Origin of the sequence: Phocaeicola sp. HCN-6420, from assembly GCF_037890145.1 — a bacterium.
In the GTDB taxonomy this organism is placed as follows: Bacteria; Bacteroidota; Bacteroidia; order Bacteroidales; family Bacteroidaceae; genus Phocaeicola.
In genome coordinates this window covers 22,846-39,911 of record NZ_JBBKBJ010000032.1, presented here as the reverse complement: position 1 = coordinate 39,911, position 17,066 = coordinate 22,846, and the positions used below count along the sequence as shown (strand labels likewise).

18 protein-coding genes are annotated in these 17,066 nt (G+C 39.0%); all 18 read right to left on the bottom strand.

Annotation, left to right across the window (positions count from 1 at the left end):
* Positions 1-30: 30 nt before the first annotated feature.
* The 18 genes from WKT12_RS14205 to WKT12_RS14120 all read right to left on the bottom strand — a co-directional run bounded on the left by WKT12_RS14205 (position 31) and on the right by WKT12_RS14120 (position 17,062).
* Positions 31-2,607, bottom strand: a complete 2,577-nt coding sequence (locus WKT12_RS14205; RefSeq protein WP_340320111.1) for a GDSL-type esterase/lipase family protein — start codon at positions 2,605-2,607, stop codon at positions 31-33.
* A 61-nt stretch (positions 2,608-2,668) separates the two neighbouring features.
* On the bottom strand, positions 2,669-3,283 hold the full coding sequence (locus WKT12_RS14200; protein WP_340320110.1) for a hypothetical protein: 615 nt from the start codon (positions 3,281-3,283) through the stop codon (positions 2,669-2,671).
* Positions 3,276-3,779, bottom strand: a complete 504-nt coding sequence (locus WKT12_RS14195) for a hypothetical protein (RefSeq protein ID WP_340320109.1) — start codon at positions 3,777-3,779, stop codon at positions 3,276-3,278. Before WKT12_RS14195 ends, WKT12_RS14200 begins: the two co-directional genes overlap by 8 nt.
* A complete protein-coding gene (locus WKT12_RS14190; protein ID WP_340320108.1) occupies positions 3,766-4,572 on the bottom strand; it encodes a hypothetical protein in 807 nt (268 codons plus the stop codon). The genes WKT12_RS14195 and WKT12_RS14190 overlap by 14 nt, the downstream gene beginning before the upstream one ends.
* Positions 4,538-5,359 carry a DUF6712 family protein gene (locus WKT12_RS14185; protein ID WP_340320107.1) on the bottom strand — a complete coding sequence of 274 codons (822 nt, stop codon included), beginning with the start codon at positions 5,357-5,359 and terminating at the stop codon, positions 4,538-4,540. Before WKT12_RS14185 ends, WKT12_RS14190 begins: the two co-directional genes overlap by 35 nt.
* 11 nt (positions 5,360-5,370) lie before the next feature.
* Complete coding sequence (locus WKT12_RS14180) at positions 5,371-6,759, bottom strand: hypothetical protein (RefSeq protein WP_340320106.1); 1,389 nt, start codon at positions 6,757-6,759, stop codon at positions 5,371-5,373.
* 240 nt (positions 6,760-6,999) lie between these two features.
* Entirely contained in the window at positions 7,000-8,040 is a 1,041-nt protein-coding gene (locus WKT12_RS14175; RefSeq protein WP_340320105.1) for a hypothetical protein, read from the bottom strand.
* Between the two features lie 129 nt (positions 8,041-8,169).
* Positions 8,170-8,406 carry a hypothetical protein gene (locus WKT12_RS14170; RefSeq protein WP_087251685.1) on the bottom strand — a complete coding sequence of 79 codons (237 nt, stop codon included), beginning with the start codon at positions 8,404-8,406 and terminating at the stop codon, positions 8,170-8,172.
* Positions 8,384-8,596 carry a hypothetical protein gene (locus tag WKT12_RS14165; protein ID WP_087251686.1) on the bottom strand — a complete coding sequence of 71 codons (213 nt, stop codon included), beginning with the start codon at positions 8,594-8,596 and terminating at the stop codon, positions 8,384-8,386. Before WKT12_RS14165 ends, WKT12_RS14170 begins: the two co-directional genes overlap by 23 nt.
* The gene (locus tag WKT12_RS14160) at positions 8,596-8,850 is read right to left on the bottom strand and encodes a hypothetical protein (protein WP_340320104.1); all 255 of its coding nucleotides are present in this window, start codon (positions 8,848-8,850) and stop codon (positions 8,596-8,598) included. Before WKT12_RS14160 ends, WKT12_RS14165 begins: the two co-directional genes overlap by 1 nt.
* A 374-nt stretch (positions 8,851-9,224) precedes the next feature.
* Positions 9,225-10,292 (bottom strand): HIRAN domain-containing protein, encoded by a 1,068-nt coding sequence (locus WKT12_RS14155; protein ID WP_340320103.1) that lies wholly within the window; start codon positions 10,290-10,292, stop codon positions 9,225-9,227.
* 13 nt (positions 10,293-10,305) lie between these two features.
* The gene (locus tag WKT12_RS14150; RefSeq protein WP_340320102.1) at positions 10,306-10,833 is read right to left on the bottom strand and encodes a hypothetical protein; all 528 of its coding nucleotides are present in this window, start codon (positions 10,831-10,833) and stop codon (positions 10,306-10,308) included.
* Positions 10,834-10,836: 3 nt separating this feature from the next.
* Positions 10,837-11,697, bottom strand: coding sequence for an exonuclease domain-containing protein (locus WKT12_RS14145; protein WP_340320101.1), 861 nt, complete (start codon positions 11,695-11,697; stop codon positions 10,837-10,839).
* Between the two features lie 107 nt (positions 11,698-11,804).
* Positions 11,805-12,935, bottom strand: coding sequence for a putative phage abortive infection protein (locus WKT12_RS14140; RefSeq protein WP_340320100.1), 1,131 nt, complete (start codon positions 12,933-12,935; stop codon positions 11,805-11,807).
* A 250-nt stretch (positions 12,936-13,185) separates the two neighbouring features.
* On the bottom strand, positions 13,186-14,064 hold the full coding sequence (locus WKT12_RS14135) for a DNA adenine methylase (RefSeq protein ID WP_340320099.1): 879 nt from the start codon (positions 14,062-14,064) through the stop codon (positions 13,186-13,188).
* A 33-nt stretch (positions 14,065-14,097) separates the two neighbouring features.
* On the bottom strand, positions 14,098-15,018 hold the full coding sequence (locus WKT12_RS14130; protein WP_340320098.1) for a hypothetical protein: 921 nt from the start codon (positions 15,016-15,018) through the stop codon (positions 14,098-14,100).
* Positions 15,019-15,032: 14 nt separating this feature from the next.
* Positions 15,033-16,142: a hypothetical protein gene (locus WKT12_RS14125; protein WP_340320097.1), complete on the bottom strand. Its 1,110-nt coding sequence runs from the start codon at positions 16,140-16,142 to the stop codon at positions 15,033-15,035.
* A 314-nt stretch (positions 16,143-16,456) separates the two neighbouring features.
* On the bottom strand, positions 16,457-17,062 hold the full coding sequence (locus WKT12_RS14120) for a JAB domain-containing protein (RefSeq protein WP_340320096.1): 606 nt from the start codon (positions 17,060-17,062) through the stop codon (positions 16,457-16,459).
* Positions 17,063-17,066 lie beyond the last annotated feature (4 nt).

Below are 17,066 nucleotides of genomic sequence, written 5' to 3'. Positions count from 1 at the left end.
TAATTATCATATTATCAAATTATACTACTTCTAAGAAATTTTTGCACTTATAACTTGAGCTATTCTCGTACCACCTATAAGAGTCGGATGTGGACCTGACAACATAAATTTGGCATTTAATTTATTAAATCCACACATTTTATTAATATCAACAAATGGTATAGAATACAACTCACATATTAATTCTATTTGTTTATTTATCTCTACAACAGTAGCATTCCATTCATCCTCAGTATTACCAGCTCCATCCCATTGACCGTCAGAAGCAAACCATCTGTGCATACCTAAACATATAATCTGTGCATTAGGACAAGTTTTTAACCACATTTCTATAATTCCTTTATAAGAAGAGCAGAATGAAACTTGTTTATAAGTTCCCGCAACAGTAATACCAGTAATATCAATTAATGGACCAAAATAAGCTTTATCCTCATAAGAACCTATATATTGCATATTATCTTTTGTAAGATATGGCACATCATTAAATCCTCCAAACAATATTAACACGTCAGGATTATAATAATATGCTTCTTTTGCTCTGCTAAATATAGATTGCATAAATCCATTGTCCTGCTGAGTACATGCTGAAACTACCGCACCGCTCCAACCAGTTCTTCTATTATTTACTTCATGTACATCCCCAATAACATCGACAGCTTCTCCTGTTGAATCAAGATAATAATATCCTCCGCCATCTTTAGGATAGCATATAACCCCATTTGAATCTTCATAATGAGTTCCAATACCATTACTTGATATAGTTTCTTGCTTACTCCAATCCATTCCTAACAATTCTGCAAGCTGAGGTTGCCAAGTACATCCTTGCGTTACAGAATCGCCATAAGAAACAGTTTTTAAACCTTCAAAAGCACTTCTTCCATAAGAATACACATATGGTACATTACCAGTATAATAAATTACAGGCTTTTCTGTAAGTGAATTAGGAAAATATCCTAATTTAATAAATTTAGTATTCTTTTTTTCATCGTCAGTAAGTAAATCATTTAAGCTATACAGATATATACCGTTTTTCCCAAAAACGTCTTTATAGTCTTGCACTTTCTTTCTTCCAATCTGCACATTTAAAGCATTGTATAATATTACTCCCTGTTCTGTTGTATCGCTTGCTGGATAACCTGGAACATACAGCATTAATTTATTCTTTAGCAAGTTACTGACAGAAAATGTTAAATAAGCGTTGTTCGTTTCATAAGTAATATCTACATCTTGAAGAATTGTATCTCCCGCTAATATACCATTATAAGAGTCATCGTAATTATCTATGCGAACATCAGTTTCTGATTTTAACATAGGAACAATATTTATACTATACAATGAAACAAATTTAGCTACAGAGTGCAATTCTTCCGGGAGCTGTTCTTTCAAAGAATTATTTATATTTCCTGTACTTTCAACATAACTATAGTATATTGGTTTCTTACTCCTATTATAAAAAACAAATGAAGCATTATATCCATTTTTCCAATAACCATAAGCAATGTAATCACTTTTATCTAACCTTATAGGTATATATTTTTTTGCCCGACCATTATTGACTTCCGTTTCCTTCATTGAACTAGGAGAATATAATACCTTTTCATAAGGTATATCTTTCACTATATCAGTACCAGCATACTGTATATTTTTATCTAAATTGAGTATTGATACATTATTTTCAATGTCTTTTTGTGACGAAAGAACGCTTATGGAAAAATCTCCAGCACTATAAGAAGATGAACTACCTATTCTTACATTAACACAGTCTGACGGAATATTATATTCCAATTCATGCTCGAAACTATTGATAATACTAATATATTCTGTTGAATATCCGGACGGTATTAAATTACTTGTAGTACCATTTTCTTTAACAGAAACAAGATAAAAAGTTTTAGAACTTGAATCAACATTGTTGGTAACTTTTAATTTAATTTTTTGACCAGCAAACTGAGAGAAAGGAACTAATGTACTTGGCGTAAAGCTGTTGTTATAAAATCCAAACAAGTTTAAACTATCAATTTGCTGATTAGCATACAAAAGATTGTTTACATCTTCTCCTATAGATGTAATATTCAATTTATCTAATATTACACCTTTAGAAGTAAGATAAGAAATTCTTAATTTATTACCTTCCTCATCGGAGTTAAACAAAGTAAAGGTATTTAAGTTATTATTATCGGAGTAAACCAAATTAAATATAGAACCGTCTGATTTAATTATACCAGCCCTTGCACTTGAATAAATTGATGCCCTCAATAGGTATATTGAATTTGGTTCAATATCTATTTCGGCAGCGGAAAAATTTCCATTTGCAACTAAAGTCAGCTTAGAATCGTAATAAAACCCCGATTGTACATTACTAATTTCTATATTAGTAAGAAGTTGTGATGTGGTATTTCCTATTTTTCCTTCTAGCTCGGTAAGTTTTTCATCCCGCTCTTTCAGCTCTTCATCAGTAGCTGTTTTGTCATAGTAGTCTTGTTCGAGCTTGTCAAGATGCTCGAGCATTTGTGTACCGATACGTGTAGCGGTATTCTGTTTGTTCGTTTTCTCATCACGAATCTGTATTGCCAGTTGTTTTAGTTCTTCGAATGTTTTTGTTGCCATAATCTTGAGTTTTTTACGAAGTAAACTTACCGAGTTATACTACAAAAAGACATAAAAGGCTTTAAAAAGAGTACCTATTCTTATTTCTCCAATGAGAACCCCAAAGACGATTTCTCAACGATGTTCCTCTTACTTTCTCATTATATTCGATAGCATCAATAATCAATCCACAAAATTCTTCTGAATACATAAAAGCCATCTGTTCCTTTAATACCATAACTGAAGCATAGTACGGACGTGAGAACCATTCTCGTGGATACCTCGCTTTACCTGAAGTATAACCGCCTCCCCAACCTGGACCTCTTTTACGTGGAACATCCAGCCTATTTTCCTCTCGATATCTATAATCTAATATCTCAAGATAACCTTGATTCCCTCTTTTATATCCTACCCCTGTACCACAATCCTGATATATACCATACTCCATGAACTTGTGTTGTATGGTTGCAAAGTCTGTTGATCCAGAAACATTTTCTGTAATTTGCCGATGTAAAGTATATGTATCTATTACATGTAATCTCTCTATCTTCTCGCGCCAAATATTAACCATCATCTCAGACCATGCGTTCATGTATTTTAAACGGTCTTCAGGGGTGGCATTTTCTGCCATTTGCTGTTTCTTCTCTGAATCAAGACTGTGCCATCCTGTATTCATTCCATGCCATCCTCTAGCCATCCCATTCGTCCTCCTTATAACACAGATCAGTCGGTTCTGTCAGTTCGGCTATGAAGTACAAGCCGGTACAGCCGGATATGAAATACTCACCCAGTTCACGGGTGTAGATTCTGGACACATTCAGGAAAGATAAGTCCAGATCTTCGTATATGTATTTATCACGGATCATACGGGAATGGAATTGTCGGAAGAGTTGCCGACAGATATCCAGCTTTGCCGCACGATCGGTCATGTCATCGTAGCGGTAACGGATCAGAAGAAACACCGTGAAGGTGCGCTTCTTGAACCAGCCGCCTCCGATTTGTTCGGTGGCTGCGTCGTTGGTATCGTCGACACAGACGAAAGCAGACTGTTTCCGGAAATTGTCGAGTACATCCTGGAGTGAATTGATACCGCTGCAGGAACATGGAAAGAATGAGTTGGCTTTGGCCAGCTTGTTCTTTTCGGCCAGCTCTTTAAAGTAGGCGTGGCCGTCAAAGAATTTACTTGTGTCCATTTTGTTTTGATTTTAGAATTTGAATATCGTGTGCTTTGGCATCCAGCTCGGTCAGGGCCCGCCAGCAGTCCATCTGCAGGACTTCCTTTTCTTTCGTCACGTCGCCGCCAGTTAGTGCCCGGATCTGGGCGTTCATTGCGCCCATCAGGTCGGGCAGTTCCGGCTGATCAGCGTCGGTCCTCTGGTGGAACGGCTGGAAGAAATGGGGAAAAAGGGAGGCGAAGTACAGTTTGATGCTTCCCCACCATAGGAATACGGAAATCAGTTCGTACTCCTTGATGCGGGAAAAGGCGGCTTTCAGTGAGCCTCTGGCACCCAGTTTCTTCTTGTATAGGAAACCATATAGGGCTTTGAGCTGGGAAACGTCCTGCGAATACAGGTAGCCCTGGTAGTGGTTCTCACAACAAAGGTAATCTTCGAAACTCAGGCCGTGCAGCATTGCATCGATGGCATACCGACCTCCTATTCTGTCCAGCCGGACGGGATAAGCGTTGGGTTCGGAGATGAAATCAATCTGCCGGAGGAAGCTGCGTATTTGCCAGTCCTGAAGGATGAACCTCAGTTTCTTACGCCAGTTCAGGCGGAACGTACAGAGCCATCCTCCTTTCACTCGCTTCCGGACACGGATTCCGGTGAAGCGCATGAAGACGTAAGTCTTAGCCTTGACCGGAGAAAACAGGGTGATGACCAGGAATACGTACCGAAGCTGTTCCTGATTGAGCTGCTGCCAGGAAGTGGGGAACCGGAAGTCGAGGATTCTACCCCCAAAAGTATGTGGAATCATCTTTTTCATTCTGATAAGTCTGGAAATGTTTGACTTTGTAGGCCTCGGAGTCCTTGTAGCTGGTGAATACCTCTACTTTGGATTCTGCGTAGTTCTCGATGCGTTCCAGCATGCTCTTTGCTGCCGACCAGTTCTTTGCGATGCAGAAGCCGATGAACTTGCACATGTAGTCGGCCATGGCAGACTCTTCTTTGGTGAACGCATTGTGCCGGGCCTGTTCAAGGATGTGGTCGAAGAACTCGGCCGACACGTGCTGCCGTATCTTTTCTTCTGCCTGGTACATCTTTGTCCGGAACTCGAGCAGCTTGGAACGGTGTACGTCTGCTGAAGGAAAATCAACGTACATCTTCAGTTGTTTGGCTGTATACATCAGGTTCGGGATGTTGATACGGGCCTGTGCTGTATCTGCCCAGCTGGTACCGACCAGCAGCTCCAGGCATCGGTCGTAGGTATCTTCGGCTGCGTTGGTGACTTGCTGCAGCAGGTTCTTCACTCTGTCGGCCGAAGCCGGGGCCAGATTCTGGTTAGACACCACACCGAAGCCGGTGGGAGTCAGTACCAGGTCGAGTTGTGGTATCTGCTCCTGATAGGTACGCAGACAAACCAGTTTTGTGACCGCCTGCTCGAGTCCGGGAACAGTATCTAATTTGTCTGCCATATCGCCCAGCAGCACGCAGTTGATGCTTTGAAGCGTGTCGTCCAGGTGAGGAGCAATCATATCATACACCTCTGCCGTGGAATGGGTGGCAGAGGAACAAATCTTCTCGAAAATCTCTTGTGAAAATGTGATAGCCATATTGATTCGTTTTAGGATTTGTTTTCAAGGTCTGAAGCTGTCTTCTGTTTGGCGTCGGTGTTCTGGTCGAGGGTGGTGAGCAGCACCATGGGCACATCCGGATACACCTTCTCACTCCATCCGTTGTACTCGATGACGATGTTATGCGGGATGTTCATCAGGTCGTGGAAAGGAATCTCCAGTGCCTGCTTGAGCGTGAACAGCTCGCGCTTGTCTGAACCGGAGTTGTTACTCTGTCCCTTGCCAGGCGTGGCACCTACCAGGTTGGGATGGATGTTGTCGCCGTAGCAGGTGATATTACTGGCTTCCTGGATGTCTTCGCTCCAGTCACCGCCTTCCTTGCCGGTCTCCACCACATTGATGCGTACCATCCGGACCTCACGGCCATTCGGGTCGATGTAGTATCCGGTAATCCAAACTTTGCCGCTGTTTTCAATTCCGGAAACAAAGTTCTTGATGTTTTCCTTCTCCTTTTTGATACGCTCCATCTTTTTCAGCGGGTCGGTAATATGCTCTTCCGCACAGATGTTACTCCAGTAGTCCTTGTGTACTTCGACCTGGTACTTTACGCTGGCATGGTTGCGGAGCTTCGATTTCTTGCCTTTCCCAATCAATCGCTTGATGTCGTACCAGTCGCCCCGGAAAATGCTGGTGTAGTAGGGGATGGGGTAATACTGGAAGCCAGGTGTGGGGAAGCGCACAAGAATAGCGAATTTACGGTCTTCTGTACGGACTCTTGTTTCACCATCGCGTCCAGGTTCACGCCCCATGAGTACCATCAGGTCGCCCAGCGGGTCGCGCGGATCCAGCAGACGGATGACTTCGTAGTCTTCCGGACGAAGTGAAGCGTTTTCGCGGAAATTGGCATAAATCACGTGATTGATTTTGCCCCTTCTAGCCTGTTGGAAACGGCAGTAGCAGGCCTCTTTGTGAATGAGCCGGTTGATTCTTTTGCCGTCCCTGGAAAGAATGATGACCGACACGCAGAAAAAGAAATACTTCATGTCTGTAGCCTGCTCGAGCTGGAATAGCGGGAGGCTGTTGTGAATCAGCCAGCGCTTGATTTCGGGATGGGTTGTCGGCTGTCTGGTGTCTACGTCTATGTACTTCAGTCCGGCACCGTAACAGGTGATGACGTTGAACAACTTATTTTGACTCATCACTTCGTCGATGCCTATCATCTTGATGATATTAAATGGAAGCTGGTTGTCTTCACCGAAATTGACATACGCCATGCCTTTCCGGCCGGGAACAGGCGTAGTCTTTACATTTGCATCTTCATCGAATACCAGGCTGCTGTCTTCTACGGAAGCCATTTCTGTGGCCACGTTGGAAACCTCGATGTCGAATATCTCACCAGGCATGAAGTCGCCGTCGTATTGCAGGATTGTCTTGTCCATATTAAAGGTAAATTGTCATGTTGTTAATTTCGAAAAGGGATATGTCGCGGAAGGAACGAATTAAGCCGGATGCCGGGAGGCGAACCCGATGGAGTCCTTGTCGCCAGTGCGAGCCGACGCACACCGCGCCTTTGTATTCCAGAATGTCACCTGTGCTGAGCTTCCATAGCTTCAGGTTGCAGGGCTGCCCGGACTCGAGCAGCCTTAATGCGTCTTTGATATGTATTACGTTCATAAGCTTTAATTGTATGTGTCATCGAATGAGTCGTCGAAAATGTCCGGAAGCAGACGGAGCCGCTGCTGGTACCGGGATGCGAAGATGTAGGAAACAGTGAAAGCAAACAGTCCGTCGTCTTCATCGCTCCGGCTGGTATTGCTTTCGGTGATGGTTATCGGGATGTCGCCTGATTCATCCATCAGCCAGACTTCGGTAGCCCTTGCCACATCGTCGGCCAGGTTGAACATGCCTTCGGGGATGTAACCTGTATTGAGTGTGTGCTTGCGCTGCTCGTCTACGTAATAGTTCTTGTATTGCCCGGCGAAGTAAGCTGCACTCCGGGTCAGTTCCGGCTCTACCGTATCTCCGCCCACAAAGTAGAATGTCTCGACACATCCGAACGAGTTCCGGAACTTCAGGCCGACGGATTCCGGTTCGTCCTGGTCTACGCGGAAAGTCTGCTTCCGGGCACCGGCCAGGATGGTGTACCGCAACAGCCGGTAGCCGGACTGGGTAAATCGGGAAGGGGATACGTCTATAGAGCAGATACCGTAGTCGGCCACATTGCCCAGTGAACGCGTCGATTTGAGAAGCTGGTTCTGGTCGTTGACGAAGACACATTCTGCCGTCACGGGAATAGTTGTGCCGCTTGAAGACAAACTTCCGGTAGTAAGATAGAGGGTTTCCGTGCGGTTGAAAGAGGTTATTTTGTCACGCCCTGCCAAGGTCGTCAGGAAATAGTTCGTCACGAAATCTACTCCGCTGCAGGGGATGATGGGACGGCATAACAGCACCGTGAAGGTCTTGCTGATGGTGGTTTCACTGGAAGCAGATACCTCGTAGCTGAACTGAAGCATCGGTGAACCGATAAGGTAAGGCTCCATGAGGGAAAACAAATCAAGAATGTGTATCTGGTTGTTGGCATCCTGAGTATAGGTTTCTTGCAGAATGACCGTATTTGCTTGCTTCAGCACAAAGGTTACCCTTTTGTCTGCGCTGATTGTGAAGTTGTCCAGCTGTGAGGACAGGACGAAATCGGGTATATCTTGTGGAATAGTGAGCATAAATCTTTGTTTTTCTCAAAGATACCCGGCTCCGGAAAGGGGTAAAAAGACAAAAGGTGCAGCGTCCTCACGACGCCACACCTCGATATAAATGTAGAAAAAATGTAATCATCTAAAAGCTTGCGCAGTCTATCTGCGCTGCATTATCCATGCCGGTTTCCCTTCTGGATTAATTGCTATCTTAAAACCTATTTTGAGTAAGTTGAACGTTATATCGTTAATACTTATATCGACCATTTCACTCAACTCGTCTTGTATCTGTTGCGATGTCTTAAATACTGTATAATCTGTAACTTCCTTAGCTGGAAGCCATTGTTCGCAATATTGCTGAAGAACTAAAACATCAAAATTTACCGCTTCTTCCATTTGTCTCCTCCTTTCTGTCATTAAGGGCAATACCCATTATCTTGTATAAATCTTCGAACTCCTCTCTCTGGCACATGATGCTATCACAACCATTCATACATATCTGGAATTCTTCGATGAATAGCCCATTCTTATTGTAATAAGAAGTCTTCTGTACTCTGAAAACCGCTTTTTCTACATTGTCATCCATTATAAACCTCCTTTCTTGCAAAGTAAGATGGAACAGGCAAACCAGCAGAGGCAGGCAATGGCGGCCAGCCAATGGGTGAATACGGAACAGGTTAGGATACAGAAAGAAGCCAGTGCTTGGGAAATGAGTACAGCCTGGCGGTTGGAAACTTTCTCTTCCATGATGGAGGAGAACAATACATTTTCACGGTTAAGCCATAACGATATACGGCTTTCTCTTGCCTGGCTTGCAGGCAATGCGATTTGATTTTTCATTTTGGAGATCAATTAAAATGAAACAATATGTTGGTTAATATTACGGGAAAGGAAACAAAAAAGGTTCCGCTTTCCCGTTGATCTCCACCTTGTGCAGGCAGTGGGCGCATTAACGCTCCACACGGGGGTCGGAACCCTATGGGTATATAAACAATGCTATGGACATAAAAAATGCCCGCAGCAAAGATATTTGGCGAGCCATCGTCGCCTACACAAAATGGAGATCGATACAAATATGAGGATTTATTTTGGAATAACAAAAATTATGGCAAAAAAATTCCTTGTTATTCGATTTTGAATGACAAGGAGTTTTGTATGGAATGTCAGTTTATTTAAAGAAGAATGAACTGATATTTGAGGTTGGATACACTTTACTATATAATAATACCAAGGTTCTCCAGTTCTTTTAGGTATTTTTCCTTAAATACAGAGTCTTTACTTTTTAAAAAATCATATTTAGTTTGAATCTTATCACGAATTATACGATACTCTTCACCATCAGGATCTAAATCTCTCATCTTTTTCTTGTTGGCAGAAATAAAGGTCCTGGCTGCATTTATAAGTTTTTGTTCTTCAGACGGGTATCCATTATTACTGGTCTTTTCTACTTTTTTTGCCCACTGTAGAAACTTTTCTTCGACTTTATTTTTTAGAGTATTTAATTCCGCTTCGCTGAAAAATTCTATTTCCATTAAAACTTCATTTTTTATACCGATGGAATACTTTCTAAAATAATTTTCTTCTTCTCCCTTAGGTATATGAGAAACAGCCCCATCCTGTTCATGATATTTTCTAAAATAACGAACCCGTAAAGGAGATATTATAATATTACTATCATGATAAACCTTAATATTCAATTTTAGATTCTTGTCTTCATCAGCAAGAGCATTTAAAGAGAAACTACTATTACTTTCATTTGTTTTATTATTGTTTGTAATATCGTCAGGAATACGTGCGTCAAAAGGCAGAAAAGCATTTGCATATATAAACGGTATATCGTCATTAGTTACTTTAGATACAATACATTTATATATTTTGTCCTTATATACAAAGAAGCACATGGAATACTTTTTCTCTACATAACCAATATGATGTCCATCGGAAGTTAATACCATCATTGCAAATGTGTCATGGTCATTGTTTGGCTCATGGATTAAAGTCAGTTCATCGCCTACTTGAACATTTTTTGCAGCATTAATATTAGCTTGAGAGCGATAGGATGTACCCTTCACTGCAAAATTTACTTTTTTTGCAGTGGAAGGTATTTCATTAGTTTTTTGTATATTAGATACATGATTTAATTGCTTCTTCCTGTCATTATCATGGTTTAAAGTATTTTCACTCGTTTTATTAGCATTGTTATTTGAAGAGTTGTTCGATTTCTTCAAATAAGCGATAAATATAAATCCTACTAAAAATATTATAAGGATAACTCCAATCATACTTGTTTATATTTCAAAATAAGTTCTGTTGCTGTGGTTCCTTAGTCGATTCCTTATATTTCTTTATTAAATCTAACATCACTTGATCCTTTTTGATCGAGTCTTCAATCCTTTCATTTAAGTCAACTGTATTATCCTTCTCCTTCAGGTCCTTTTGATTCTGCCGGATCCTCCCGTTGGCACGATCCTTTAAATAATCCAACAAAAGATTCTCGGTTGTAAACTTCAACTTACGATATGGAGTATTACTTGCATTGATGGCATCCTCCAGTATCTGAAAGAATTCATCCTTCTCCCCACTCTTGAATTTGTCCATCAAATAATTAGAAACAATAACGACATCAATATCCTTATTGAAATCATTCATACGTGCATATCCGCCAATGTTTCCTAACATCTGCATAAAAATATCCTGTCTACCAGACAAACCTGAGGATATAAAAATTTCACGTCCATAATATTTAATATCAAGACTATCCATAAAAATTTTGAACCATAAAGCATCATAGGTTAGGTTCACACTTTCTTTTTTTGCTGCCATATTTCAGTTTTTATTTAGTTCATTCATAATTTCACATAATTCTTTCTCGTAAATGAGCCGGATGTTCTTCCCTTTTGCATTGAGTTCTTCAATCTTCTTGAGTTTAGACGGGCCAGCTCCTTCTCCAACAATGACAATATTTGTTTTGCCTGATATCGTCGTATTTATGTCTGCACCGAATGATTTCAGGATAGAACCGAGCTCATCACGGTCGGGGTAGGCACAAAAGACACCTGTAATCACTACTTTCTTTTGAAAGAAAATCGTATCCTTGTTTTCTACGTCTTCCTCGGACAAAGGCATCAGGGTGTCATGGTCGTACTTGCGAGCTTCCTTATTTGCCATCACTTCCTTCAGGTCGTAGTGAGCTAGGTCTTTTGCCAGATGTCCCTGATAGCAAAGGTAGAGTTTTGCACAGGCTTCCGCATCAGCCAATGCATCATGATGGTTGACAAGCTGGATACCGTTTTCTTCACAGCATATTTTCAGTCCTTTTCCATATAGTTCCAGCGTATCAATGTAATGTGTCAGGTCAATCCCGGTCAGTCCAGAGTATTCCATACAGTTCCTGAAAACGTTGATGTCTATGGAACTGTTATGACATACAATCGGAAGATCTTCAATGAATGATTTTAGTAACGGGAACAGTTCGGAAAAGGAGGGAGCATCTGCTACCATCTCATCTGTCAGTCCGTGTACATGAGTGTTGCGTTCGGTTCTGGAGTCAGGTATCGGTTTGATAAGTGAGTAGAACTTCTGGCTGATAACCCCATTATGGACTCTTACAAGTCCTATGGCGCATGCACTGGTCAATTCCGGTGTCATGGTTTCAAAATCTATTGCGACAAAATCTTGTGTTTCCATTTGTGTCTATTAAATTTATTATAAAAATAATAGTCCAAATGTAATAAAATGTTTAGAAGAGGGCAAAAAATAAGCGGAAACTTTGAGGGAGTTTCCGCTGGAGAAATTTATTCGTTTTCAATCTCATCTTCAGTCATAAATCGGTTCTTTAAATCATCTTCGGATTTCAACCTGATATCTGGGAAAAATAAGGCATGACTCACATGCAATAAATTTTCCTTATTAAGATTCTCAAAAACGTTATATCTTGCATACAAGGCTCTTGCTTTTGGGAACAATAGCATATTATAATATAAAATAACTAGTTCAGAAGAAGAGGTACCCGACTGAATAAATGATAAATAGTTACTTATTTTATGTTTTATTTCCAGTCGCTTTTCTAGTTCATCTTCACCAATACCAGATAAAAGTTTATTATTATAATCATCCAAAAACTTTACTAAGTTATAAAAATGTCGGCAATAATGACTTAAACAAAATTCATATCTTGAATAAAGTAACCAATATAAGTATGTAACTTTCTTTGTTATATCCTCTTTTCTTCTTTTTTGATTAAAATAGTCAATGTCAATGAGGTAACAAATACTTAAATATTGTAGCTTGGTCCGAAATTTTAACTCCTCTAGTCCTTGCATGTCATAAAAGTAAGTATTTTCATTAAACTCATGACTCCTATTAAAAAGTTCTAATTCTGCTTGCAATGAATCTAATGTACAGTACTGCGAATCATAGTGTAATATAAAATAATACAGACGACCTAATTCAGATTTGGCAAAAGCAAAAAAGTTTACTCCATGTTTTTCTCCTTTTATTTCTTCTATTCTAGAATAGTTATCGATATTTATCCAATAGAAATAAGCATGAATACTATTCCTTATATTTTCCTGAGCCTTTAATAAGTTGAAGAAAGTTCCTTCAAACATTTGTTGATCAAGAAGCTTTTGACTAGTAGCCATTTCCTCTCTTTGGCTTTTTAGTTCTTGTTGTTGCAGTTTTAAAGCACTAAAATATAAGAAAACTCCGGCTAGAGCCCAAACAGAGCCAATAACTCCACCAATGAAATCACCTACCTGTCCGGTTTGAGCCATTTCCTCAGGAGTTAATTTACCACCAATATTATAGGTCTCACTTATGAGAAATAAGAATTTACCTAAAACGAATAACCCTATAATAATACAAACATAAGCAATACAGAGTATAGGATTTCTATGTTTTAACCAACTTATAAATTCCCTCATTTTATTAAATGCACTATAAAAATTATAGTCCAAATGTAATAAAATATTGAGAGGAGGGCAAAAAATAAGCGGAAACTTTTTGGAGAGTTTCCGCTGAAACAAATTATAAAATTGTATTACTTTTTCTTCCTATTTATTAGCTTTAGAAATCTATTTTAATTAATTCCTTCCAATTTTTGATAAAAATACCTATGTCGAGATTGTTCATAAAATATACATAAAATCGAAGAATAACGTAATATAAAACTTTTTAATCCTTATCTTTTTTCGTTATACGTCGCAAATTCAAGGATGTTATTCTTGGAATTCGACAATTTCTTGAAAATACAATATATTCTGTTCCTTTACCTACCGTTGCAGCGCTATAATTTAGATTATATGTAAACATCCGATAATCTTTATAGAGTTCACGTATAAAACAATGTTTATCATATGTTACCACCCATTTTGCCTTATCAATAGTTGATATCGCTTGGAAAATATCACGATGATCACCCTCATCATAATAGTTCATGTACAAACCTTTTCCTTTCTCAAAATAAGGAGGATCAAAATAAAAGAAAGAATGTTGATCCAATACATTCTTGAGAGAATATACCAAGTCAACAGCATCCATATTATGAAGTTCAATTCTATCAGAAAAGGCCGCAATGTCTGTTATACGATTGATAAGGTCTTTTTTATTATACCGTGCATCAATCAAAAAATTACCCGTTTGTTCCTTGCCTCCAATAACCCCCCCCTTGATGATACCAGATCTGTTTGTCCTATTTAAAAAGAAAGTAGAAAAACCCAAAGTCAATAGATCTTCATTTTCTTTATTCATTTGGATTTCTCTCTGTTTATACCAGGTTTCCATTGATACGGGTGTATTCTCAATTATCCTACAGAGGGCATCAGCCTCATGAAGTACCGAATACCAAAAAGCGAATAATGAGCGATCCTTATCATTGATCACGGCCTTATTGATAAGATTATTCATTAACAAATACAAAGCAACAGATCCCCCACCTACATAAGGCTCTATGTATGTTCCTCCTATCAAGTTATTCTTCTCGAACAACTCGACAAAAAAGGTGGATATTTTTCCTTTTCCACCTGGATAACGTAGGGGAGAATAATACTTCATATCTTCAAATTTTTCACAAAGGTAAGATTAATTTCAATTAAAATCATCAACGCATGTACGAATAATTTCCGAAAGCCAATGCTGAATCCGAGTAAACAAATCATTATCTAAAGATTCCGGTAAATAATCCATGATCCTACATCTGTCAAAGAATATACCCCCATTTCTATATAATTCTTCCCATCCTTCTTTACAAGACGCTGCCACAAAAAACATTCTTATAGGAGGAACAAAAGGATTTAGCGTTGTATAAGAACCCAAAAACGCCATTGGATTCATTTGAGAAACATAATCTTCCCAAGAACTACCTGTTTTACATTGTCCCATACCTATAAATTGGCTAGCTCTTTTATCGGAAAAGGGTTTCCACACTACTATATCAAGTTTACCATCCTTTTGCCGTCTCTGGCTACCGGCAGGTTCCTTATATTCACCCCCTTCATTCAACTCCGCTAAAAGCCTTTCCACTTTTTCTTTAAAAGATAACCGACCATTAGATCCAGTACCAAAAATCATAGATTTAGTATTATTACCAAAATAAGCTTTTGCTATGATCTCAGATATTTCTTCAAATAATAATGTACCATCTATATCACCCATAATACGTTTACTACCCATATTCCATAATGTAGCGAATAAAAGATATGAATAGATGTTGGTAATCAAAGGTGTACTATCTTCTAAAGTTATAGACCGATATTCAACTCTAAATGGATATTTCTGATTGCATCTCCTTTTTCGACTTTCAATTTCTTGTAACGCTTCTTCCAATTTATTCATAATTCGGTCATCATCATCAATAATTCCGTCAAAATCTAGCTCGTCAGAACCACCAGACATTGCATTACGGGCTGATAATAGTGAATACGAATGACTATCACTTAAAATACAACGAGCTTCTAGAAAATCAGCAATATCTGTTATGCTAGATGAAATACTAGGTACTTCTATCATAATTATTCTTCAATTTATTCAGAAACACGTTTTTTCTTTTTCTTCCCTTCTTTTTCTTGCTGAATTTCCTCAATACTACTATATAATCTGTCTGCTGTGTCAGCTACTGTTCCACATAATTTTAAAGTCTCCATATCACCCTGATAGTAAGATATCTTGGAGAATGCTTTCTGTAAAGAAACTTTAGCATCCACTAGTGATTTATATAAAACATCACCACCATCCTGACTTAAATCATATGCAACTGACAAATCATTTTTAGAACGTAATGCTGCCGTTGCTTCACGATTACGAAGAACACTATTTAAAATCTTTAAATCTGGATTTTGGCTTTCTACTACAGGTCTAATATTCTTTGAATCACTACCATATAACCAAAACATAATTTCTTCAAGATGATCAAGCTTATCATGAGGTACAATACTTTCAGGGTTATCTGTTCCCTTTAAACCTAAATATTCTTGATAACCTTCATACCCTAGAGCTGTATATATATGAGAAAAAAAGACTCTTTTATGATAAACATCTCCTATCTTAAAACTAGTTTCTTTATCTGCCTGTTGTAAAATCATTAAACCTTGATATAATTTAAGAACTGTTTTATTTGCATCACCAATCTGTTGTGCAATATCCTCTAAAGATATACCAAAGTCTTTATGTACTGATGCTATATACTGAGCTTTTGCGTATGACCCCCATTTAGCTGCTCCATTTACATGTTTAAAACCAATATAGCGCCATGCTTCTTTCCTATCCTCAAGAATTATAACAGGTAGACTATTCTCTAATTGTTCACGTAATTGATCAGTTATTTTCACTTTAAACTTATTCATTCCCGAATTGTTAATTATATCCGGATTTAGAATAGCCTTCACTGCTGCCAAACGACGATTTCCTTCAACAATAACCAAAACATCCTGTTCTCTGACCGCATACATGGCTTCATTTTCAAAAAAGCCATGAGCCAATATAGACATAACGATTTCATTAACAGCCATTGCATCCCAAAGAATATTTATTATTTCAGCCTCTGATGTTTTGGGTGTTATTTGGAACTCTACTAACCGAGGATTCTTATAGTCAAAATGTAATTGATCTGCCCTATATTGTTTTATATTAGCCATATACTATATCATAAAAAAGATGAATCTTACTATAATATGAAAATAAATACATGGTCTTCCACATACTTATTACATAAGTTATAGCAAATATAGATATAAATATCTATACTCAAAATAATAAATGCATTATTTCTCATGGCCTAGAATCCTGTCAAACCATACATATTCGCCGATTTCAGGCGTAGAAAACAAAATACCTTATTCCCCGCCGCCCGATTTTGCCGCCAACGAAGTGACAAAGCGGTAAAATCGGGCGGCGGGCGGCTGTTACGCTACCCACCTCCCTAAAAAGCTGCTACAGCCGATTACAGCCCCTACAAACGTCCTTCGTCCTCATAACTAAAGTATTCCTTATCGCCATAAACGATATGGTCTAAGAGTTTTATATTCATAGTATTGCCTGCATTCTTCAAACATTCAGTCAGACGGTTATCGTCATTACTGGGTCGGCTGTTTCCTGACGGGTGATTGTGGCAAAGTATCAGTGACGTGGCGTTACATTTCAGAGCTTCACGCAAAATCACTCTTACATCTACCTGCGTACTGGTTATACCTCCTACAGAGATACGTTGTTTTCTGACAACATGGTTAGACTGGTTCAAGTAAATAGCCCAACATTCCTCTACTTCCAAATCTTCCATATAAGGTTTCATCAGGTTATAGATGTCCTCACTATGCCGGATAATTACCCTGCTACTCCTGCGGTCTATGATACGTTTGTAAAGTTCAATCACGGCGAGAGCCATGTCCCTGCGTGCCGGCGTCAAAAGCTGACAAACATCTTCTATCGACACATTGTCGCCACGCAATAACATCTCATTAACTCGTTTACTGGTTTCTCTGTTGTTCGTCAACTGATAGACTACTTCACTATCTGACAAATGTCTGCACTCTCCACAAAGTTCAAATAAATCTTTCATAATG

Bases quoted from the DNA above. Each gene is read 5' to 3' on its own strand.
- WKT12_RS14120 (WP_340320096.1), bottom strand. From the start codon at position 17,062: ATGAAAGATTTATTTGAACTTTGTGGAGAGTGCAGACATTTGTCAGAT.
- WKT12_RS14195 (WP_340320109.1), bottom strand. From the start codon at position 3,779: ATGGACACAAGTAAATTCTTTGACGGCCACGCCTACTTTAAAGAGCTG.
- WKT12_RS14160 (WP_340320104.1), bottom strand. From the start codon at position 8,850: ATGAAAAATCAAATCGCATTGCCTGCAAGCCAGGCAAGAGAAAGCCGT.
- WKT12_RS14145 (WP_340320101.1), bottom strand. From the start codon at position 11,697: ATGGAAACACAAGATTTTGTCGCAATAGATTTTGAAACCATGACACCG.
- WKT12_RS14175 (WP_340320105.1), bottom strand. From the start codon at position 8,040: ATGCTCACTATTCCACAAGATATACCCGATTTCGTCCTGTCCTCACAG.
- WKT12_RS14185 (WP_340320107.1), bottom strand. From the start codon at position 5,359: ATGGCTATCACATTTTCACAAGAGATTTTCGAGAAGATTTGTTCCTCT.
- WKT12_RS14125 (WP_340320097.1), bottom strand. From the start codon at position 16,142: ATGGCTAATATAAAACAATATAGGGCAGATCAATTACATTTTGACTAT.
- WKT12_RS14140 (WP_340320100.1), bottom strand. From the start codon at position 12,935: ATGAGGGAATTTATAAGTTGGTTAAAACATAGAAATCCTATACTCTGT.
- WKT12_RS14150 (WP_340320102.1), bottom strand. From the start codon at position 10,833: ATGGCAGCAAAAAAAGAAAGTGTGAACCTAACCTATGATGCTTTATGG.
- WKT12_RS14205 (WP_340320111.1), bottom strand. From the start codon at position 2,607: ATGGCAACAAAAACATTCGAAGAACTAAAACAACTGGCAATACAGATT.
- WKT12_RS14135 (WP_340320099.1), bottom strand. From the start codon at position 14,064: ATGAAGTATTATTCTCCCCTACGTTATCCAGGTGGAAAAGGAAAAATA.
- WKT12_RS14155 (WP_340320103.1), bottom strand. From the start codon at position 10,292: ATGATTGGAGTTATCCTTATAATATTTTTAGTAGGATTTATATTTATC.
- WKT12_RS14130 (WP_340320098.1), bottom strand. From the start codon at position 15,018: ATGATAGAAGTACCTAGTATTTCATCTAGCATAACAGATATTGCTGAT.
- WKT12_RS14180 (WP_340320106.1), bottom strand. From the start codon at position 6,759: ATGGACAAGACAATCCTGCAATACGACGGCGACTTCATGCCTGGTGAG.
- WKT12_RS14170 (WP_087251685.1), bottom strand. From the start codon at position 8,406: ATGGAAGAAGCGGTAAATTTTGATGTTTTAGTTCTTCAGCAATATTGC.
- WKT12_RS14200 (WP_340320110.1), bottom strand. From the start codon at position 3,283: ATGGCTAGAGGATGGCATGGAATGAATACAGGATGGCACAGTCTTGAT.
- WKT12_RS14190 (WP_340320108.1), bottom strand. From the start codon at position 4,572: ATGAAAAAGATGATTCCACATACTTTTGGGGGTAGAATCCTCGACTTC.
- WKT12_RS14165 (WP_087251686.1), bottom strand. From the start codon at position 8,596: ATGGATGACAATGTAGAAAAAGCGGTTTTCAGAGTACAGAAGACTTCT.